This is a genomic window from Dorea sp. Marseille-P4042, assembly GCF_900290215.1.
In the GTDB taxonomy this organism is placed as follows: domain Bacteria; phylum Bacillota; class Clostridia; order Lachnospirales; family Lachnospiraceae; genus Dorea; species Dorea formicigenerans.
This window is the reverse complement of sequence record NZ_OLMI01000002.1, coordinates 1,061,944-1,080,976: the sequence shown is the minus strand read 5'-3', so window position 1 is coordinate 1,080,976 and position 19,033 is coordinate 1,061,944. Positions and strand designations below refer to the sequence as shown.

At 38.3% G+C, this 19,033-nt stretch carries 21 protein-coding genes and 4 pseudogenes; 19 read left to right on the top strand and 6 right to left on the bottom strand.

The window, feature by feature from the left end:
• Positions 1–141 precede the first annotated feature (141 nt).
• The 7 genes and pseudogenes from C7E02_RS10820 to C7E02_RS10790 all read left to right on the top strand — a co-directional run bounded on the left by C7E02_RS10820 (position 142) and on the right by C7E02_RS10790 (position 6,706).
• Positions 142–2,559, top strand: a complete 2,418-nt coding sequence (locus C7E02_RS10820) for an immunoglobulin-like domain-containing protein (RefSeq protein WP_105309538.1) — start codon at positions 142–144, stop codon at positions 2,557–2,559.
• Between the two features lie 442 nt (positions 2,560–3,001).
• A pseudogene (locus C7E02_RS10815) lies at positions 3,002–3,860 on the top strand (replication initiation factor domain-containing protein); the annotation flags it as partial.
• A 13-nt stretch (positions 3,861–3,873) separates the two neighbouring features.
• Positions 3,874–4,557 (top strand): VapE domain-containing protein, encoded by a 684-nt coding sequence (locus C7E02_RS10810; protein WP_105309537.1) that lies wholly within the window; start codon positions 3,874–3,876, stop codon positions 4,555–4,557.
• Positions 4,558–4,844: 287 nt separating this feature from the next.
• Entirely contained in the window at positions 4,845–5,009 is a 165-nt protein-coding gene (locus tag C7E02_RS10805) for a transposon-encoded TnpW family protein (RefSeq protein ID WP_081472173.1), read from the top strand.
• A 57-nt stretch (positions 5,010–5,066) separates the two neighbouring features.
• Positions 5,067–5,366 carry a PDDEXK nuclease domain-containing protein gene (locus C7E02_RS10800; RefSeq protein ID WP_330406771.1) on the top strand — a complete coding sequence of 100 codons (300 nt, stop codon included), beginning with the start codon at positions 5,067–5,069 and terminating at the stop codon, positions 5,364–5,366.
• A 604-nt stretch (positions 5,367–5,970) separates the two neighbouring features.
• The gene (locus C7E02_RS10795) at positions 5,971–6,156 is read left to right on the top strand and encodes a DUF6440 family protein (protein WP_005341211.1); all 186 of its coding nucleotides are present in this window, start codon (positions 5,971–5,973) and stop codon (positions 6,154–6,156) included.
• A 139-nt stretch (positions 6,157–6,295) separates the two neighbouring features.
• The gene (locus tag C7E02_RS10790; RefSeq protein ID WP_105309536.1) at positions 6,296–6,706 is read left to right on the top strand and encodes a helix-turn-helix domain-containing protein; all 411 of its coding nucleotides are present in this window, start codon (positions 6,296–6,298) and stop codon (positions 6,704–6,706) included.
• On the opposite strand, the gene C7E02_RS10785 is transcribed toward C7E02_RS10790, so the two are convergent.
• The 3 genes and pseudogenes from C7E02_RS10785 to C7E02_RS19775 all read right to left on the bottom strand — a co-directional run.
• Positions 6,672–6,866: a DUF3847 domain-containing protein gene (locus C7E02_RS10785; RefSeq protein ID WP_330406803.1), complete on the bottom strand. Its 195-nt coding sequence runs from the start codon at positions 6,864–6,866 to the stop codon at positions 6,672–6,674. The two genes, C7E02_RS10790 and C7E02_RS10785, sit on opposite strands and share 35 nt — an antisense overlap.
• A 185-nt stretch (positions 6,867–7,051) precedes the next feature.
• Positions 7,052–7,732, bottom strand: coding sequence for a DUF6619 domain-containing protein (locus C7E02_RS10780; RefSeq protein ID WP_105309534.1), 681 nt, complete (start codon positions 7,730–7,732; stop codon positions 7,052–7,054).
• Positions 7,733–7,803: 71 nt separating this feature from the next.
• Positions 7,804–8,057: pseudogene (locus C7E02_RS19775) on the bottom strand (DUF6061 family protein); the annotation flags it as partial.
• Between the two features lie 414 nt (positions 8,058–8,471).
• On the opposite strand from C7E02_RS19775, the pseudogene C7E02_RS10770 reads away from it, so the two are divergent.
• The 6 genes and pseudogenes from C7E02_RS10770 to C7E02_RS10740 all read left to right on the top strand — a co-directional run.
• A pseudogene (locus C7E02_RS10770) lies at positions 8,472–9,285 on the top strand (VirD4-like conjugal transfer protein, CD1115 family); the annotation flags it as partial.
• A 215-nt stretch (positions 9,286–9,500) separates the two neighbouring features.
• A complete protein-coding gene (locus C7E02_RS10765; RefSeq protein WP_007037419.1) occupies positions 9,501–9,641 on the top strand; it encodes a Maff2 family mobile element protein in 141 nt (46 codons plus the stop codon).
• A 251-nt stretch (positions 9,642–9,892) separates the two neighbouring features.
• Positions 9,893–10,180: a helix-turn-helix transcriptional regulator gene (locus C7E02_RS10760; RefSeq protein WP_330406770.1), complete on the top strand. Its 288-nt coding sequence runs from the start codon at positions 9,893–9,895 to the stop codon at positions 10,178–10,180.
• A gap of 29 nt (positions 10,181–10,209) precedes the next feature.
• Entirely contained in the window at positions 10,210–11,091 is an 882-nt protein-coding gene (locus C7E02_RS10755) for an ABC transporter ATP-binding protein (protein WP_105309533.1), read from the top strand.
• A gap of 2 nt (positions 11,092–11,093) precedes the next feature.
• Positions 11,094–11,864 carry an ABC transporter permease gene (locus C7E02_RS10750; protein ID WP_005341246.1) on the top strand — a complete coding sequence of 257 codons (771 nt, stop codon included), beginning with the start codon at positions 11,094–11,096 and terminating at the stop codon, positions 11,862–11,864.
• A gap of 670 nt (positions 11,865–12,534) precedes the next feature.
• A complete protein-coding gene (locus C7E02_RS10740; protein ID WP_105309532.1) occupies positions 12,535–12,909 on the top strand; it encodes a hypothetical protein in 375 nt (124 codons plus the stop codon).
• Between the two features lie 33 nt (positions 12,910–12,942).
• On the opposite strand, the gene C7E02_RS10735 is transcribed toward C7E02_RS10740, so the two are convergent.
• Both C7E02_RS10735 and C7E02_RS19770 read right to left on the bottom strand, forming a co-directional pair.
• Complete coding sequence (locus tag C7E02_RS10735; RefSeq protein ID WP_242978796.1) at positions 12,943–13,482, bottom strand: IS110 family transposase; 540 nt, start codon at positions 13,480–13,482, stop codon at positions 12,943–12,945.
• A gap of 392 nt (positions 13,483–13,874) precedes the next feature.
• Complete coding sequence (locus tag C7E02_RS19770; protein WP_242978795.1) at positions 13,875–14,075, bottom strand: hypothetical protein; 201 nt, start codon at positions 14,073–14,075, stop codon at positions 13,875–13,877.
• Positions 14,076–15,020: 945 nt separating this feature from the next.
• Here C7E02_RS19770 and C7E02_RS10725 point away from each other — a divergent pair.
• The 6 genes and pseudogenes from C7E02_RS10725 to C7E02_RS10700 all read left to right on the top strand — a co-directional run bounded on the left by C7E02_RS10725 (position 15,021) and on the right by C7E02_RS10700 (position 17,791).
• Entirely contained in the window at positions 15,021–15,320 is a 300-nt protein-coding gene (locus C7E02_RS10725) for a hypothetical protein (protein WP_242978794.1), read from the top strand.
• 10 nt (positions 15,321–15,330) lie between these two features.
• Positions 15,331–15,671, top strand: a pseudogene (locus C7E02_RS10720) (single-stranded DNA-binding protein); the annotation flags it as partial.
• Positions 15,672–15,816: 145 nt separating this feature from the next.
• The gene (locus C7E02_RS10715) at positions 15,817–16,023 is read left to right on the top strand and encodes a helix-turn-helix domain-containing protein (RefSeq protein WP_105309530.1); all 207 of its coding nucleotides are present in this window, start codon (positions 15,817–15,819) and stop codon (positions 16,021–16,023) included.
• A 348-nt stretch (positions 16,024–16,371) separates the two neighbouring features.
• Positions 16,372–16,998: an alpha/beta fold hydrolase gene (locus C7E02_RS10710; protein WP_105309529.1), complete on the top strand. Its 627-nt coding sequence runs from the start codon at positions 16,372–16,374 to the stop codon at positions 16,996–16,998.
• Between the two features lie 58 nt (positions 16,999–17,056).
• Positions 17,057–17,485, top strand: coding sequence for a hypothetical protein (locus C7E02_RS10705; RefSeq protein WP_029730910.1), 429 nt, complete (start codon positions 17,057–17,059; stop codon positions 17,483–17,485).
• Positions 17,486–17,536: 51 nt separating this feature from the next.
• Positions 17,537–17,791 carry a DUF3791 domain-containing protein gene (locus C7E02_RS10700; RefSeq protein ID WP_044994025.1) on the top strand — a complete coding sequence of 85 codons (255 nt, stop codon included), beginning with the start codon at positions 17,537–17,539 and terminating at the stop codon, positions 17,789–17,791.
• 159 nt (positions 17,792–17,950) lie between these two features.
• Here C7E02_RS10700 and C7E02_RS10695 read toward each other — a convergent pair whose 3' ends face one another.
• On the bottom strand, positions 17,951–18,931 hold the full coding sequence (locus C7E02_RS10695) for a LacI family DNA-binding transcriptional regulator (protein ID WP_105309528.1): 981 nt from the start codon (positions 18,929–18,931) through the stop codon (positions 17,951–17,953).
• Positions 18,932–19,033: the final 102 nt, after the last annotated feature.

Sequence of the window (19,033 nt, the reverse complement as noted above, 5' to 3'; positions counted from 1 at the left end):
CATAATCTCTTGCTAAGGTTGATGGTATTCCCTGACTCATGATTATCAAAAAGTGTACTTTTTGATAATGATATAAAAGCAGGAAAGGAGGAATAGAATTTTTTAATTGTCTGTTGTAAATTTAAGAAAGGAGAAAGAACAATGAATCTAAAGAGGTTCACAAGTTTTGCACTTGCACTTATCTTGTGTTTCGCATTAGCACCTGTTAACGCTGACGCTCTTGCCAGTGAAAACGATGCAGTGAAAAATGGTTATTATGACAGTTCTGGTCAATGGGTTGAAGGTAAATTACAGCAGACGCTACCAGAAGGAATTCATTCTGTTAATAAAACTGCCACGCCTGTTGCTGACAACACTTATGAGGTTACCTTGGAAGTTGTTACTAAACAAAAGGTTGAATCATTCACCAAAAAGTCTGCAACTGTTCTTGTGCTTGATACATCAAAGAGTATGAACGATGATTCACGCCTAAAAACTTTAAAAAATTCGGCTGCTGAATTTATCACGACATACGCAGGAAAGAAAGAAAACACGGGACGTTATTTAGCCGTTGTCCAATTTTCTACTGGAACTAAGGTAGTTCTAAATTGGACAGATGTTTCTACGGAACAAGGAAAGAAAAGTGCTATCGATTCGATTCAAGCATTAAAGGCAAATGAAGGAACTAATTTGCAAGCTGGATTAAAACAGGCATCTTCTTTATTTAAGCAGTCTACGGTTCAGGAAATTCAAAAGGAGAATAGAAACACAGTTGTATTAACCGATGGAGCACCAACCTATTATCTTGAAAAATGCTCTGGTGGAATATTTACATGGACACATACGCATGTTGTAATTGATGGTGTCATCTATGATGAAAAAGGTTCTGGAAGCAGTGGAAGTCAAAATATTATTGATTTGACAACTAAAGATGCTAAAGTTCTTAAGGATGAATCAAAGGTTTATACCGTGTGTTATGGAGCACAGAATCAAACCACCTATAAAGGCGGTCCGTTGGTTTCTGATTTTCTGGCAGATAATATCGCACAAAGTTCAGATACAGCATTTATCGCTGGAAAAACTGAAGATTTAATGAAAGTCTTCGAAGCTATTTCTGAAAGCGTTGTCAGCGGGATTACTGGTGAAAATCTAACTGTTACTGACGGTTCTGCTCCATTTGTTACAGTGAGCAACTTGCCAACAACAATTCAGCAAGATGAGAATGGCTTTACATGGAAGTTGACGAATGCAACTACAACAACGGAAGGTAACCAAACTTATTATACTTATCAGCTAAAGTATACTGTCAAATTAGATGTAGATAATGCTGAATTTAAGGAAGAAAACTGGTATCCGCTTAATGGCAAGACCGAAATCAATATGCCAAGTGGAGAAAAAGTTAAATTCCCGATTCCTGCAGCACAGGGAACAAAGACACGTTATACCGTCACTTATACTGATGGGGTCGACAATGAAGAAGTATTCAAAGACAAAGTGTTTGAGAACATCGTAACAGGTTCTAAAACACCGGATTTCGGAGAAATACCGGTAAGAGATGGATATACTTTTAAAGGATGGTCACCTCAAATTGAAGATACAGTAACAAAAACAGTCGTCTATAATGCAACTTGGGATATGAACCTGATTGACTTAAACATAGCACCAACCATCACGGCAACGGATAAAGTACTGACTGTCGGTGATACCTTTGACCCAAAAGCAGATGTAACAGCAAGCGATAAGGAAGACGGCGATATCACAGCAAATCTCGAAGTTGTGAAGAATGAGGTGGATACAACCAAAGCTGGGGTATATGAAGTAACCTACAAGGTAACAGACAGCCAAGGAGCATCCTATACAACAACAATTCAGGTTACAGTGAATCCGAAGATGGAAACACTGAACGAAGCGCCAATTATCACAGCGACCGATAAAACAATTACAGTCGGTGATACCTTTGACCCAAAAGCAGATGTAACAGCAAGCGATAAGGAAGACGGCGACATCACAGCAAATCTCGAAGTTGTGAAGAATGAGGTGGATACAACCAAAGCTGGGGTATATGAAGTAACCTACAAGGTAACAGACAGCCAAGGAGCATCCTATACAACAACAATTCAGGTTACAGTGAATCCGAAGATGGAAACACTGAACGAAGCGCCAATTATCACAGCGACCGATAAAACAATTACAGTCGGTGATACCTTTGACCCAAAAGCAGATGTAACAGCAAGCGATAAGGAAGACGGTGACATCACAGCAAATCTCGAAGTTGTGAAGAATGAGGTGGATACAACCAAAGCTGGGGTATATGAAGTAACCTACAAGGCAACAGACAGCCAAGGAGCATCCTATATTAAGACGATTAAAGTCACAGTCAAAGAGAGAAAAATATCAACACCAAATACGGATAAAGAGAAAAAGCCGAATAACGGTGGAGATAAAATAAACAATACAGGCAATCCAAAAACAGGCGATCAGACAAATGTAGGTCTATTCACTTCTTTATTAGTCATCAGTGCATTAGGTATCGCAATTCTAGCGGTATTTAAGAAAAAGAAAGCCTTAGAGCATAAATAAGGTGTTTCTTTAAAAACATGGAAAGATAAAGAGATAACAGGCTGTTGTGTGTTATCATAAGCAATTTTTATACCGATGGAGTGAACCGGACACGGTGGCGGAAGTCTTCAGACTTTTCGGCACGCCAGCTTGCTGGCGAGGGGCTGGTTCACTTCGTCGGTTGGGCGAGCCTGCGAGCCGTTCAAAGTTCCCGTTATCTAACAAGGGGGGCACAAAAAACAAGAGACAATATACACTAACAAGCGGAAAACGCTGTATTTATAAGGCAAAACCGCATTTTATATGGCGTGATATAAATTATGCCATTATCACTATGAAAAATTAAATAAGACATAAGAAAGACAGTTGATTTCAAATAAGAAATTGATTATCTTTTTTTAACAGAAATGTAGGCAATTATCAATACAGGGTAGTTGCCTTTTTTAATTGGAGGAATTTAAAAATGAATGATAAAAACTTTATTGAAGAACTAAGACAAAAGCGTGAGGAATACGGAGTAACACAAACAAGGCTTGCTGTTGCCTGTGGTATCAGCCGTGAATATTACAACCGCATTGAAAAAGGAAAACAGCCATTGAATGATGAATTAAGAGAAGTCATAGAAAAACAGATTGAGCGTTTCAATCAACAAGAACCGTTGTTCCTGTTGATTGATTATTTTCGTGTCCGCTTTCCTACTACGGACGCATTGACGATTATCCGTGATGTATTACAACTGAAAGCCGATTATATGCTTTATGAAGATTATGGAAAATACGGATATGAAAGCAAATATGTACTTGGCAACATCAATATCATGTGTTCCATGCAGGAACATTTAGGTGTTTTATTGGAACTGAAAGGCAAAGGCTGTCGGCAAATGGAATGTTATCTGCTGGCACAGGAACGCTCATGGTATGACTTCATACTGGATTGTATGACGGCTGGTGGTGTGATGAAACGGCTTGATTTGGCTATCAATGATAAAGCAGGAATATTGGATATTCCAAAGTTAAAGGAAAAATACAAGGCTGGCGAATGTATCTCCTACTTCCGTATGCAGAAAGATTACAGCGGTACAGAAAAATTATGAGCAGTATGTCAAGAATGGCACAGAAATTGAAGATATGGAGATTAAGAACCGTTTTGAAATACGCATGAAGAATGAACGAGCCTATTATGCGGTTGTAGATTTACTGACCTATCGGGACGCTGAACGCACCGCTTTTTCTATCATCAATCATTATGTCCGTTTTGTCGATAGAGAGGACGATAAACCAAAAAGTCAATGGAAAACCAATGATGATTGGGCGTGGTTTGTAGAGTAATGAAGAAATAAAATCATTTCTGACCAGACAGAAAGACACTTACCGGAATCCCTATGATAAATATGAGGAAGACAGGAAGCGTCAGTGTGTTTTTGCCGGGTCAACGAACACAAGGCAGTTCATTCCCTTTGACCGTACCGGGGCAAGACGATTCCTGCCGATTGCCATTGATAGCAGTAGGGCAGAGAAGCATATCCTTGATGATGAAAAAGAAGCCAGAGCCTATTTTGATCAGCTATGGGCAGAAGCAATGGAAATCTACTGGTCAACGGAGAATAAGAACAGTCTGTTGAAGTTCTCAAAAGAAATGGAACAGGAAATCAGTGAATACCGAAAACAGTTCATACAGGAAGATACGATGGCAGGAATGATTCAGGGTTGGCTGGATGCCTATAAAGGGACTCATGTATGTTCCGTCCAGATCTGGAAAGGAGCCTTTGACCATTTTGACCGGGAGCCGAAAAAATTCGAGACAAATGAGATCTGCTCCATTATGGATACGCAGATCACCGGCTGGAAGAGGGCAGGAGTTCACAGATTTTCAAAGGAAGGATATGGTAGACAGAGAAGCTGGGTCAGGGAAGGAACAGAAGAGGGTGGCAACGAACCGGACAAAGATGGATTTACGAAACTGACGAAGGCAGAACAGTTGGAACTGCCATTTGACTTGCCCGACAAAGAGAAAGGCTGATTATGATACCGGAAAGCTGCTGATTACCCGGAAATTTATCGCTTGTTGACAATTTTGTTGACACCTAAATCCCCTGTGTTTACTGGTATTTCAGCTACTTTTTAACAGGTGTCAACAAGAACATTCAAAAAACTTTTCAATAGTATTTTGGAAAATAAAAAAACGACCAGTAAAAAGTTTCAAACCCCATGTTGACACTTACGTTGTCAGCGTACCGATAAACTTCCGGCAGGGACAAAGACAATCCTCTCTCTGTCGGGCACAGGAAAGAAAGGAAATAGATGATTATGGAGAAAATGATGAATACAAAAGCAGAAAGAAACACATTTACAAAGAAGATCGGGCAGACAGTATATATTGTCCGTTATTATTTCAACGAAGAGGCAAAGGAAACCATGCAGGAAAAGATTAACCGGATGCTGGTTACAGAAGCAAGCCGACAGGAAATGTAGCTGAGCGAAGTGACTTGACTGAGTAAATTGAAATGGAAATATGTCTGATAGTGTGATATGATGATAGCGGTTGCAAATGAAATTCAAACAACAGAGCCAAAACCAGAATATGAGAAAATAGTGAAAGATCCTTATGTTATGGAATTTCTGCAGATTCAGCCTGACACACATGTATATGAAGGAGACACGCAGTCTATTGGGATCGTACTTTGTGCAGATAAGGGAGATTCTATTGTAAAATATACGCTTCCTGACGATAATCACCAGATATTTGCATCGAAATATTTCACCTATCTGCCGTCAGAGGAAGAATTGAAACGTGAATTAAATTTGAAAGAATTTCACAAAAAGGAATAAAAACGAAAATACAAATCGTTGAGGAAAGAATCGAAGGTGGTGCAAACGAAAAAGCAGTATGGAGACTTTTCATTAACTGCCCTTTCGTTTGCATCAATTTCGATTTTTTCTGGTTGAACAAAGCGCGTCAACTCTATATGGACTTTTAATTCTGACACTCTATTTATAATAGGATAGCGTGTACACATAGAAACACATAGAATTTATCATTCAGTCCTGTATTATGACACCAGAAATAAGCCTCCCTAAGGAAGCTAAAAAAATATACAGTTATGATACGTTAACAGAGCATATGTGGTTTTGGTTTTATAAAATGTTGTTCTGTAGGCAGAGGAATAATCTTACCACCACAGGAAGAACACTTGCATATATCTTTAGCGTCATAATTCCGATTGCGGAAGAGACTGGAAAATGTTATTCTTATCATAGGTAGTGGAGCTTTCTTAGTTCAGTTGTTTCGTGTGGTAACTTAACAATAACGGATTATGGAAAGTAATTCCACTGCTTTTTTAATAAAAATAAAACTGCGCCACAGCCTTGGCAGGCCATCGCGCAGCGATTTTGTTCAATCGAAATTTAACGCTTGAAAAAAGGAGAAATAAACATGGCAAAGAAAGAAGAAAGATTTGAAGTTACATTTAGAGACGGAAGTTGGCTTAAAGATGAAGGAATTCGTCAAATCCTTGTAGATAAGAAGACTGGGGTTAATTACCTTTGTTGGAACTCCGGATTTGGAGCCAGTATTACACCTCTTCTGGATTCGGAAGGAAAAGTCATAGTGACAAAGTAAAAATCGCATTTGTTCATTTGTAAAGTAATTGTACACAATGTCTGCTACGTATTGTAGCAGGCATTGTAAATGGCGGTTTCTTGTTAAAAACTCGAAAATCGTTATAATGAGTTTACCAAATAATAAGGAGGACTCAAAAATGAATTTAGGAGAAAAAATCAAAGAATGCAGAAAGCAGGCAGGTTTTTCACAGGAGCAGCTTGCTGAAAGACTAAATGTATCAAGACAAGCAATTACAAAATGGGAAACTAATAAAGGTATTCCCGATATTGCTAATCTAATAGCGATTAGCGATGAATTTGGATTGAGTTTGGACGAGTTGATTAAGGATGATGTTGCCGTAAAAAAGAAAATAATTACGGATAGTTCAGCTAAAAAGTGGCACATTTTGATGATTGTATACTTGGTGGCTATCGTAGCATATATTGTTTATTTTGTAATCTGCCATAAAATATTGATGATTGGATTTTTGGTTGCTACTCTATTTATGCTGTTCTTTGAATTGAGAATTTTTATTAGAGAGAAAATATACAGAAAGCGTAAGGAATAAGCACTGTTTGCCTCGTTAATGCAAGCCGGAGAAAGGTGGCAGATTCCTCGTTGGTCATGCCCTTTGCTTCTGGCACAATACTTTCAAAGACTGCGCCCCGGACGATAAGGCGGTGGCTGCGCGTTCTGCGTTCCTCTTTGAATAGCTTCTGACGCAACATCTTTTCCCGATTTTCAAACTGCCGGATTTTCTTCTTTTCCCCCCTCAATCTCGGCTTGCAGCTCCTCGCGGGTTTTCTCTCTTGGCTTTGTCATGGGTGGTCGCTCCTTTCTGCTCATAGGCATAGAAAAAGGACAGTCGATTTTCTCGACTGTCCTCCCGGATTGGTTATGTAATTGTAAAATGTTATTTTTCATTAAACTTTTGAATATCTCCGTAATCTTTAAGCTCACTATTTTCAAAAGCTTGTTGTAAATTATCGCTATCCAAAAACAACACATTTCCACTTGAGGTCAAGGGCAACATACAAGAATCAGCTTTCAGTATTTCTGCCGGATTGTCTATTAGCATAACCAGAGGATTTTTTGCTTCTATCGGCTTCGCTGATCCAAGAGTTACATTTACAGGAAATGCAAGCAGACCGCCACCTTTGTATTCGTATAACCCTGTTCCTTCTGGCAATACACTTCCGTCGTTTGTCAATATCGGCATTTGATTGTCTAAAAACTCTTGCATACTTTTTGATAAGCTGCTATATTCTATGGGTTTTAATTTGCCAGAATCGCCAAAGTTTTCAATCCATTTGGGATTTGTAAACACCAAATGGTCATAATCTCCCAGCTCGGCAGAAAGTTCAATAGCGCTATCTACTACATAGGAGAGGAGCAAATTGTCCTCTTGGTCAGATAGCAAATTGCTTCCAGCAGTTATCAGTTCTTCATCTTCGCATACTGCATCTATGTCAGTATATTCTATAAAGCTAATTCCGGTCATGTCATATTCGGAAAGCTTATTTGTATTTCCGCACCCGGTTAAACTAATCACAAGTGCTAATGCAGACATGATTATAATGTTGTTATGTTTCATAGATTCCTCCATTTTCTGTTTGTTGCCCAGTTATTAAAGAAGTATAACACAAACTTATGAACAAATCCACGTCATTTCAGCCTGTCGGCAGCATCGCGTTCTCTGGCATACTCCCACGCCGCCTCTCGGCGTTCTTCACTGTATGGGGCGGTCAGATGGAAAGAGAAACCGTCAAGATATAACTGGGCATATTCTAATGGCTCATCAATGGCAAGTGCGTTTAATGTGAACAATCCGATCCGGGAGTGGTTTTTAAGTCCTTCTCAGCTTCCTAACAGTCAATGCGAAGCGTATAACCAGCAGAAGTATAAACATCAGAAGCATTTCAATCAGTTCACCATGTCGTTTTCATTTTGTGTTATACTGTTTTATAGATTTTTCTTGGTCTCCGCTGCCGCTTCGGTCGGCACAGAGCAGATGTCCACCGGACATCTTGTGCCCTTGTATTTGCCCTTATGAGAGTTCGTAAACACTGACGGGACGATATAACACAAGGGAAATAATAAGGAAAAGCTCACCTGCGATAAACGTAGTGTTTTCAAGGGCTTGAGAGATATTTGATAATAAAATATAACAGTTATTAAATCCCTTTGAATATATGAAATCTTAATTCCAGTTTGTAGAATTCAAAAAATTTAATATGAAATGTGAGATAGAGCGTATGGAAATGATCTATACGTTCTATTTTTTTGCCTTTTTTGGAAAAAAGCGATTAAAAAATTATTGACATTTTGTTACTGGCAAAACCGCTAAATCGATTTTGATTTCCTGCGGTGCGCGTCTGGCCGTATTTGATATTGCGGAGCTGCGCGAGGTTACATCCTGCGATGAGTTGGAACTGGATACGCTGGGAGACAGAAAAAACGGCTCTGTTCCTCATTATGAGTGATACGGATGACAGTTTTAACTTTCTCATTTCCATGTGCTACACCCAGTTATTCAACCTGCTTTGTGAAATGGCCGACGATGTGTATGGTGGCAGGCTTCCGGTTCATGTGCGCTGTCTGATTGATGAGTGTGCCAACATCGGGCAGATTCCGAAGCTGGAAAAGCTGGTGGCCACCATCCGAAGCCGTGAAATCTCTGCCTGTCTGGTGTTGTAGGCACAGAGCCAGCTCAAGGCAATTTACAAAGATAATACCGATACCATCATCGGCAATATGGATACTTCCATCTTCCTGGGTGGCAAAGAACCAACAACGTTGAAAGAGTTGGCGGCTGTTCTGGGAAAGGAGACCATAGACACTTACAACACCGGAGAGAGCCGGGGACGGGAGACCTCCCACTCGCTTAACTATCAGAAATTGGGAAAAGAGCTGATGAGCTAGGACGAGCTGGCAGTTATGGATGGCGGCAAGTGCATCTTGCAGTTGCGCGGTGTGCGTCCGTTTCTTTCAGACAAGTATGACATTACCAGACACCCTAATTTCAAATACACAGCTGATGCAGACAAGCGAAATACCTTTGATATTGAAGCATTTTTGTCTGCCAGACTAAAACTAAAGCCTGATGAGGTCTGCGATGTATATGAAGTAGACACGGAGGGCGTGTAATATGGTTCCGCTGAGAAAGGAGTGATCGTATCTATTTGCCGCAACTGCCTCTGTTGAGGCCATTGGTGTACAAAGCGGGCAATCATCAACAAAATAATGAAAAGGAGGGCAGCCGGAATCAGGCTCTCATATATCGAGGGCAGATTGTTCCGGCTTTTGTGCGCTTATGAAACAAACCTAACTAATCATTCAAATGATTCCGGCTAATATTATTTATGGCATTTTTTGAACAGGCAATTACCGTACTTCAGACTCTCGTTATTGCTCTGGGTGCTGGTCTTGGTATCTGGGGTGTCATCAACCTGTTGGAAGGTTACGGCAACGACAACCCTGGCGCCAATGCTCATGTGCGATAAAGTAATACACATATTTACAGACAGTAGCCCTCTATTCTGAAATTTTGTTGCATTAGTGTAGTTTTTGAGCGAATGTTATTTGTGGTTGACAGGTTTCCAACCATTATTGGTAGAATGACAGTCTATGATTTTGTTATAATCAAGACACGATAAAAAACAAAGGAGCTTTAGAGTATGAATTTTAATGAAAAACTGATTTCTTTGAGAAAATCCAAAGGGCTGTCACAAGAAGAACGGGGGCAAAATTGAATGTGTCAAGGCAAACAATTTCAAAATGGGAAAGCTGCCAGTCTTATCCCGATTTTCAACGGCTGGTATTGTTGAGTGATTTCTTCGGCTTGACATTAGATGAACTTGTTAAGGACATTGATGTGCAGGAAGTACGGGAAAAAAACTTAAATAGTGAACGGCTAAATTCCATATACAGTGATGTGGAAAATGCAAAAAAAATCATTAAATGGGGAATTATCATCGGAGGTAGCATTGCCGTTATTCTTCTGATGGTTGTGATTGTTTTGATTTTTAGCTTTGTATATTGATAGCTATATTTCAAGAAAGGATATGTGGTATGAGCAAAGAATGTTTGTTACAAGTGCAAAATGTAACGAAAAGATATGGAGATAAAATCGCTTTGAATGATTTTTCTATGGATATTTGTCCGGGCGAAATCGTTGCATTGATTGGAGAGAATGGAGCTGGAAAAACAACACTATTGAATATTATTTGCGGATATATTAGACCCAGTGCTGGACAGGTACAATATAAAGGGGAGAACATCATTGAAAAAACGTTGACAATACGAGAATTTGGCATTTTGATTGAGCCACAATTTTTAGATTATATTTCGGCGGAGGAAAATCTGCGATTGCTTTCACAACTGGTTAATCGGAAGCAGGACACACGAATAGAGGGACTGTTGGAAAAGACAGAACTTTATAGCAGCCGTAAGAAGAAAGTCAAAGAATTTTCTTTTGGTATGAAACAACGGCTCGGTCTTTGCCAATGTTTACTTACAGAAGTCGGTTTCATTATTTTAGATGAGCCCTTTGTCGGTCTTGATCCAATCGGTAAGGAGATTTTCAAACAGACTATTATGGATATAGCGCATAAACAGAATGTACCCGTATTGTTTTCAAGCCATGATTTAGATGATGTAGATCAAATTTGTGACAGATTGGTTATGATTTCAAAAGGCAACAAGCAGTTAGACCAGCCACTTGAGCATAAGCAAACTTATACTGTAAAGATAGAACGCATGATTTCTGATGATATAAAGCAGTTGCTTTTAGAAAAATGCAGCGATTTGCATTTCGTTGAGGATAAGATTATGTTTCAGGACGAAACGCTTATTATAGATATCCAAAAGATATTACTACAAAAAGGACATTATATATGTGGCTTCTCTGTCCAAAAAAATAATCTCAAAAGCCTGTTTGGAATGGAGGAATAAAAATGAACACTCTTACAACCATCACTAAGATAGAATTAAAAAAGCTATTCAAAAGAAAAGATTCGTGGCTCATGTTTACAATTTTGCTTGTGCCAATTTTATATTCTGTAGGCTTAGCTGCTAATTCAGATGTTATTACATATACAGGTGCAGGCAATATAACAGCCATAGGATTTGCAAATGCAATGTTTCAAATGAGTCAGTCTATGTTTATTTTCAATGTTATTTTATCTGCAATTATCGGGAGAAGTTTAGCATCAGAAATTGAGAATAAAAGTATTCGATTATATATAAACCGAGTTGGTGTCCGAAAATTGATTTATTTGGGTAAGGAATTGTCATTATTGCTATTTTCAATATTTATAGATATTTTACTTGTTTTAACGAGTATTATCTTTTATTATGCTGTACTTATTCATAACCCAAAAGTTGCAAGTGGTATATTATATGATAGTAATGCAGGTATGGAAATTGCTCAAATTATTTGTAATTGTATGTTTTGGCTGATAACAATTTATCTTGTGATGTTAATAGCAACAAAGCTAAAGACACTTGTATGTGTAGGCACCTATATGATTCTCTATATCATAATGAATTTGATGTCTTATATGGACGGGATAAAGTATCTATCACCATTACACTATATTGTTGCAGTTTCCTCAAATACCCTACAGTTCACATTCTCCACAATGATTTTTTCCCTTTATACTATTTGTATGGGAATTTTATTTACCCACATTGGTATTCGTAGGATTGAAAAAATGGATTTATAAAAAGAGCAGTAAACCCAGCCGAGCCAGTCAAAGGCAAGTAAATGGGCTTTGCCTACCTTTGACAGCCCCGTCCGTCCTTGCTGGCGGGGAATTAAGGGGCGACAGCAAAAAAGTGCTGCCGTCCTTTTCCATAATCGAAGAAAGGGTGAGTGTCCATGACTGAACAGGAAGCCTATCAAGAACATATCCGCTATACCCATGATACCTATTGTCGGATTGTTATTCGCCATGCGTCCTTTGACGCTACCCATGTGCTTTTTCGCTTTCAATATATATAGCCACAGTGTTGCTACTAATGCTAAAACAAGAAAATTGTAACTGTTCAGAACCCCTGATATCATTTTCAACTAATGGGGTTCTGAACAGTTACAATCGTTATACATTATCGTTATACATTATATAGAGATAAATGGTTTATATTGTGTTACAAAGTGTTGTAAAGGCTGGAATTACAGACTTTTTTAAAATTGACTTACATATAAAGTGTTATATTTATTTATCCTGATTTGACCGAAATTTGACCCTAGATTCTTTGTTTGGATTTGTTTGAAAATATTTTGATAAAAATGAAATAGAATGCAATATTTTAAATAAACATAAAAATATAGATAAAATAGGAAATAAGATATATAATTAAAGTAAATATATAATCTAAGGAAGAATGATATTTATGAGAAAAATTTTTAAACGATTGATTTTGTTAATCATACTTTTGTTTGCAATAGTATTAATTGTGCTTGGTGTAAAAGGAAATGTTTTTAAGGAGAATCGTCAAAATATGGAGTTGCGTTCTAGTGGAGATGATAATGCTCATTGGTTTCATTTGAGTGGGGTTGTTGTAGAGAAAACTTTTGATACACTTTTAATAGAACTAAATGAGAAGGAAGAAAGTAGTCTATTTTTTGATACGACAAAAGTTAGTTTAGATTGTACTAAGTGTAAAGGTGATCTAGAACAAGTATCAGAAGGAAATGTTATTAAATTTTATTTTTTTAAGTATAATGTTGATGGTGAAACGGTAAAAATTGAAAGAATAGTAAAATAAAAGTATAAGTAAGAGTTGGAGAAGGGGCTTCTTTTAATAAAGCATAGACAGCGTGCTGATGCAGACCGGATTTGAAAAAGTATTGAATTTCCGGGCATACCTGACAACATAGGTTGTCAGTTGGATTTTCAACCGGGTACGTTGCTTTATGGTTTTCTGACGGAAACGTCCCAAAGCCTTCAGATTCATCATATCGAGATCAAAGAAACTGACGAATCTCAGGTTGTCTTGCATCATAAGAGTTTTAGCAATCACATAAGTGTCGACCTTATCTGTCTTAGTTTTGCGAATGTTATTTTTACGCATCTGACAGGTTTTGATGGGGTTCAACACACACACTTGGTAAAACTCAGCAACAAGGTATCGAACAAGGTTGTCACCGTAGTGTGCCGTTGACTCAAGACCGATGATGATGCTGTTCTTGTCGAATGATTCGAGCTTAGAGACCAGCAGTTGGAAGCCATCAGCGTCGTTAGTGAATTTGAACGGCTCAAGAATTATTTCACCGTCGGAAGAAATCGCAGCGGCGAAATGGTTGAGTTTGGCAATATCAATGCCTACATAAATTTTCATGGGGTTGTACCTCCCTTTCCTAAAGTCTGATACCATGATGTCCACCATCGATTATCATCGTATCGCAGTTATCTGAAACGGTGAAAGGAATGGGATTCTCAAATACACAGGAAGCATTTGAAAATGTGAATGAATAAAGGAAATGGCATTAACCGTAAAAAAGTTAGTGCCTTTTATTTTGTCTATTATTATATTTCCACAAAATCCGATGCAGAGGATTTTCGAAAAATAGATGGAACGGAGATCATGCCGAAGGGACAGCGGCAGGAGTTACGTTTCGCCATATGGTACTGGGTACTATCTGTAATGGCGACAGAGCCCTTAAGCAGCTTCGCTGCAATCCCTTCGGTGAAACAACTTGAAAGAAAACCTTGCAAGTCCTCTTGTTTATCTTATGGGTTACTTCTGTCGGATTGCATTTTCCGATAGACCGCTTCTTTCGTGGCTTCTCGGAAAAAGCTATCCTGTCTGCTATATGCCAGATGTTCATTCTGGATATAAGCGTCTGATTCGCAATCATATTCGTAAGGGATTACCTGTGTTGTTCCCTGTTTTTCATCAATTCCATAGATAATTACTTTGGAATCTCTCAATGCCAGTCCGAGTGTCAGAAAGCCGGAAGTGAAATAATTGTTGTTGTGTGGAGCGGTTATGCTTTTCAGTGCATGAAAGAAGTCTGCTGCTTCCTCAGTCTGTCCATTCTCAAAAGCCGGAATGATATGTAGTATGTGATTACGCTGATCGCTTCGGTAACAGTAATCACCGGATGGTTAATCTTAAGAAAGAAGAAAATGAAATAAAGAAGATGACGAGCACTCCTGTGGATTTACCACAGGAGTTTTTCGGAATCAATAGAGACATAAGGCAGGCACTAACTATAAAAGTTGGTGCTTCTTTTTTGATTTTCTAAAAAATAATCTGACATTCTTCAAGTTCCCACGTGTGATTAGTAGAAAAATGATTTTTTCTGCGAAAATACCGTCCAAATGCCCTCTGAAACTTGCTATTAGTGAGGGAATATTTCATTTTTGCGAAAAAAATTGCAAAAGGGGGTTGGTAAATATACTTTCAAAAGCTTTATAGGTAGAGGAACAAAACTTTTTCATAATTTTTCAAAATCATGTCCGCTTTTAGCTCTCCCAATACAGAGTAAGTGAAGGGGCTAACAAAAGTAAAAGAAAAAATGATAAAAATGCAAAAAAATATCACGAATTTTTTGCATCATGCCAAGTCATTTGACTTTAGTAATCAGAGGACGTTTTGGAATGTTCCTTCGCTGAACCTTGACAATCGATAAGTGCACCCTGGAAGCCTACCAGGAGTTCTGCCATGACCTTTCTTTTTCTGAGAGCGAGCGGAATCATAATGACACTCCCGATGATGGGCGGCTGACCGGAGCCTTATGGTCAGTGACCTGCTGATGCAGGCAGAGGCAGTCTGAGACGGCTGCAGGTGGCAGGGAAACGCACGCCAGACCGCCGGACGAATGAAACTGATGACAATGTTTACAGGGCGAAATGCCCGGAAAGGAGCAGTTTATGACAGAACTGAAAATGAAAGAAATGCAGCTGATCAACTGGTTTGGATGCCCGAATCTGATTTATACAAGGGAGAGAATCCATCTGGCCGCCATGCTTGTAACGGATGCAGAGATGAAAAAGAATCTTTATAGAGTATGCAGATTCCTTGCAAGAGAGGAAATTGCATATCGGTATCCGATTATGTATGAAATGATCCGGAGAATGTTTTCACCGGATGATACCACTCCACCGGAAGCATGTGCAATGTTTATGCCAGACTGTGAAGTAGATGATGAAGAATATACAATGGCAGTGTAGCTGCGGAAAGGACAATGATATGGCAGTAGCAAGATATACACTGGCAGTGAACAGAAGATATAAACGTGACGGTGAACAGGAAGCAGATTTTATTTCCTGTGTTACATTTGGGAAAAGTGCAGAGTTTGCACAGAGATATCTCCACAAGGGAATGAGAATTGTGATTGGCGGTCGTATCTGTACCGGCAGTTATAAGGACAAGGACGGAAAGATGATTTATACCACAGATGTGATTGTGGAAGAACATGAATTTGCTCAGAACAAGGATAACGGTGCCGGTGCAGATTCGTCAGGAACACAGATAAGGATGGATTCATGGAAGCACCAGATGGTGAGATTCCATTTGATTAATCAGGATTAAATGGATTGAGAGGTTGCCTTTTGCTTAGGCATCCTCTTTTCCATTTTACAGAAGATATCAAAAACTAAAGATATTCAACCTAACGAAATCGTGATAGAATCAAAATATGTTTAAACGAAAAGATGGAGGTAGCTTATGGGCGTAAGTTATAACAGGTTATGGAAAATGCTCATAGATAAAAATATGAAGCGGATAGAGATGCAGTACCTTACCGAAATCAGCGGAAACATTCTTGCAAGGATGGGAAAAAATCAGTATGTATCAATGGAAACGATTGAGAAGATTTGCAAGAAGCTGGACTGCACCGTTGATGAGATGATGGAATTTACAGATGATGAGTAACAAGAGAAGACATGTCAAATTATTAAAACTGGCAGAATGCTTCAGAAGTCGAAAAAAGAAATTGAAAAAAGATAACACGCCGGATACGGCATAAATCTCTTAGCAAAGCTAAGAGCGCACTTCTATACAGGCAATTTCATCTGCCTGTATCGTGCGACCTGCGGTGCTGCTCCCGGTTTTGAGAAATCTCAATCCGGAAAATACAGCGAAATCAGAGATTTCGTACAAGGGGAGTTTCCCCTTGCGGCACAAGTGCCTATCCCCGATAAAGTTTGTGGCTGAATATTTCAGATACAGACATATAAAGTGATAGAAAGCATGAAATATAAATTTGAAGGGTGACAATATATGAAGTATTTATATTTGCATGGACTAGGGCAAAAACCAGACAGTTGGAATAGAGTAATAAAAGAAACGAAAGTATCGAAAAGCAGTCGCAGTTTGAGTTTATCAGAGATGTTAGAAGGGAAAGCTGCTGCATATAAGGAATTATATTCAGCATTCTCATCAGAATGCGACAAGGAGAATGAAGAAATTGTCTTATGTGGGCTTTCTCTGGGAGCTGTTTTGACACTTAATTATGCGATAGACCACCCGGATAAAGTAAAGGCACTCGTATTAATTGCAGCACAATATAAAATGCCAAAAAAATTATTAAAAGTTCAGAATATGTTGTTTCATCTTATGCCGAATTCGGCATTCAATAAAATGGGCTTCAAAAAAGCAGATGTTATTAACCTATGTGGTACGATGGCTGAATTAGATTTCAGCGACTCACTTCATAAGGTGTCATGTCCGGTATTAATCGTTTGCGGAGAGAAGGACAATGCAAACAAAAAAACTGCAAAAGAACTTTGCCATTATTTGAACAATTCCAACTTCCATGAACTTATGAAAACAGGTCATGAAGCAAACATAGAAGCTCCGGAAGAGTTGGCAATCGTGTTGCAAAGATTTTATGATAGTATCAATTAACTTCCCGTTTATCGGGAAGTCGCAGAGAACGAAAAAACGGTATTTGGAGGTATTCACTATGAAAAAGATTATAACCGTAATGCTTTGCATTGTGCTGGTTCTTCTCTTTGCCGGATGCGGAAAGAACGGCGATACATCAAAAGTGGAAATTGATTATGGAGCATCTTTCGTTTATTCAAAAGAAGAAATAGACTCTGCCATTGAGATTATAAAAAAGCAGTTCGCTTCGTTTGAGGGCTGTGAATTGCATAGCCTTTCTTATATGCCGGATGAAGAATGCAACAATGCAGATAACATTGAATGGATGAACAATTTAAGAACGGATGATAATAAAGAAGCCTTTACGCAATGTATTGCATTTGAAAGCAGTTTCCGTTCGCCGGAAAAAGGTGGCGGTGCATGGGAAGCTAACGAAGAATACACTTGGTCATGGTGGCTTGCACGGAGTGAAGGCGGAGAATGGAATCTGATGACTTGGGGTTATTGATAAGAGTAGAAAATTCCAGTATTACTGACCAAGAAATTAGGAGGATTCATTATGAGTGAGAAAACAGAGATTACTTTCATGCAAACAAGACTAATCCGGCTTGCTTCAGAAGAGTGGCATTTACCTGTTGAACAGATTATCCACTTGTTTAAAGAAGCGGATGTTCTTGGATATATAGAAAAATGCTATGGGATTTTTCATTGTGAGGGGGATGAAGCTGTGCTTGAAGACATTACAGAATTTGCAAATAATTCAGACCGTATTTTCAAACAGGGAGATCTAATAGAAGAACAGAAAAACAGTTAGAGAAGCTTACTCTTTCTTATATAAGAAACACTCTATAGCAATACCCAATTTTGTATCAAATACTGTATAGCCGATACCGATAGTTTGCCTGTTTTTGTATTTCTAGTATTTAACCCTGAATCATTCACGGAACAGCAGTGAGTAATTCAGGGTTAAGTATCATAGTGTTGTATTTTTTTTGACTAAAATAGCTGGAACGATGGTTTCACAGGGAATATAGTTGTCTAGTGACTGAATTGCTACTTGAGCCATGAGCGAAATATTCTGATCAATTGAAGTGATAGGATAAACAGCATAGTTTGATACAGGAGAATTATCATAACCAATTAGTTCAACCATATTTGGAACATCAAAATCCTGTTTGATACACTCACGTTCAAAGAGGTTGGCTATATCGTCATTAGAACAAAAAACCCCTATTTTTTTGTTTGGATATTTGGTTAGTAAGTTTTGAACTACTTTTTGCATTGTACTTTCTGCTTTTGAAGTATAGGGGTCAGTAAAATTATTTTCTACAATACGTTCATAACAGCGATCTTTTATTCCGAATTCAAACCCTAATATACGTTTGAAAGAAGGCCAATTTTCCTGATAGTCATTATTGATATGGATAAAAACATCGCAGTCATTTTGGATTAAAAGCTCTGCGGCTAGTTTTCCTCCAGTAAAATTATCATTGTTAATCTGTTTATAATTTCCACCTGTACGTTCGATAGTAATAACAGGTACAGGAAGCTCTTCTATTTCTTGAGGAGACAAGAGGTGACTTAATAGAATCAGCCCTTTGACCCTATAGGACAAAAGATTTTGGATAAGTTGTAATTCTTCCGATTTGGAGTTGTTGGAAGTGTAGACGATTAAATGGTATCCTTTTTCTTTTGCATATTTGATCAACTGATTTAGTAGTTCTGTGTAAAAGCTTAAATGTAAATGTGGAAAGATAACTCCTACGAGATTCGATTCTCCAGTTACAAGAATTCTGGCAAGATGATCTTGCTTATAGTTCAGTTTTTGGATTGCATCTTCTATTTTAGTTTGTGTTTCTTGTGATAAAAGTTCAGGATGATTAAAATATCGCGAAACCGTAGTTGGAGATACTTTGCTTTGTTTTGCAATATCTGTGATCTTAACTTTATCCATATACTCACCTCGTGATTATAATATATATCTTAGTATGAAAATTGCATAGCATAAGATAGAAATCTTATGAAAATAAATATAACATGATTTTCAGAAAAAGGA

What these genes read in the sequence shown, in the direction of transcription:
- C7E02_RS10820 (WP_105309538.1), top strand. Translation starts at nt 142, where the DNA reads ATGAATCTAAAGAGGTTCACAAGTTTTGCACTTGCACTTATCTTGTGT.
- C7E02_RS10805 (WP_081472173.1), top strand. Translation starts at nt 4,845, where the DNA reads ATGGAGAAAATGATGAATACAAAAGCAGAAAGAAACACATTTACAAAG.
- C7E02_RS10800 (WP_330406771.1), top strand. Translation starts at nt 5,067, where the DNA reads ATGATGATAGCGGTTGCAAATGAAATTCAAACAACAGAGCCAAAACCA.
- C7E02_RS10795 (WP_005341211.1), top strand. Translation starts at nt 5,971, where the DNA reads ATGGCAAAGAAAGAAGAAAGATTTGAAGTTACATTTAGAGACGGAAGT.
- C7E02_RS10790 (WP_105309536.1), top strand. Translation starts at nt 6,296, where the DNA reads ATGAATTTAGGAGAAAAAATCAAAGAATGCAGAAAGCAGGCAGGTTTT.
- C7E02_RS10785 (WP_330406803.1), bottom strand. Translation starts at nt 6,866, where the DNA reads ATGTTGCGTCAGAAGCTATTCAAAGAGGAACGCAGAACGCGCAGCCAC.
- C7E02_RS10780 (WP_105309534.1), bottom strand. Translation starts at nt 7,732, where the DNA reads ATGAAACATAACAACATTATAATCATGTCTGCATTAGCACTTGTGATT.
- C7E02_RS10765 (WP_007037419.1), top strand. Translation starts at nt 9,501, where the DNA reads ATGGCATTTTTTGAACAGGCAATTACCGTACTTCAGACTCTCGTTATT.
- C7E02_RS10755 (WP_105309533.1), top strand. Translation starts at nt 10,210, where the DNA reads ATGAGCAAAGAATGTTTGTTACAAGTGCAAAATGTAACGAAAAGATAT.
- C7E02_RS10750 (WP_005341246.1), top strand. Translation starts at nt 11,094, where the DNA reads ATGAACACTCTTACAACCATCACTAAGATAGAATTAAAAAAGCTATTC.
- C7E02_RS10740 (WP_105309532.1), top strand. Translation starts at nt 12,535, where the DNA reads ATGAGAAAAATTTTTAAACGATTGATTTTGTTAATCATACTTTTGTTT.
- C7E02_RS10735 (WP_242978796.1), bottom strand. Translation starts at nt 13,482, where the DNA reads ATGAAAATTTATGTAGGCATTGATATTGCCAAACTCAACCATTTCGCC.
- C7E02_RS10725 (WP_242978794.1), top strand. Translation starts at nt 15,021, where the DNA reads ATGACAGAACTGAAAATGAAAGAAATGCAGCTGATCAACTGGTTTGGA.
- C7E02_RS10715 (WP_105309530.1), top strand. Translation starts at nt 15,817, where the DNA reads ATGGGCGTAAGTTATAACAGGTTATGGAAAATGCTCATAGATAAAAAT.
- C7E02_RS10710 (WP_105309529.1), top strand. Translation starts at nt 16,372, where the DNA reads ATGAAGTATTTATATTTGCATGGACTAGGGCAAAAACCAGACAGTTGG.
- C7E02_RS10705 (WP_029730910.1), top strand. Translation starts at nt 17,057, where the DNA reads ATGAAAAAGATTATAACCGTAATGCTTTGCATTGTGCTGGTTCTTCTC.
- C7E02_RS10700 (WP_044994025.1), top strand. Translation starts at nt 17,537, where the DNA reads ATGAGTGAGAAAACAGAGATTACTTTCATGCAAACAAGACTAATCCGG.
- C7E02_RS10695 (WP_105309528.1), bottom strand. Translation starts at nt 18,931, where the DNA reads ATGGATAAAGTTAAGATCACAGATATTGCAAAACAAAGCAAAGTATCT.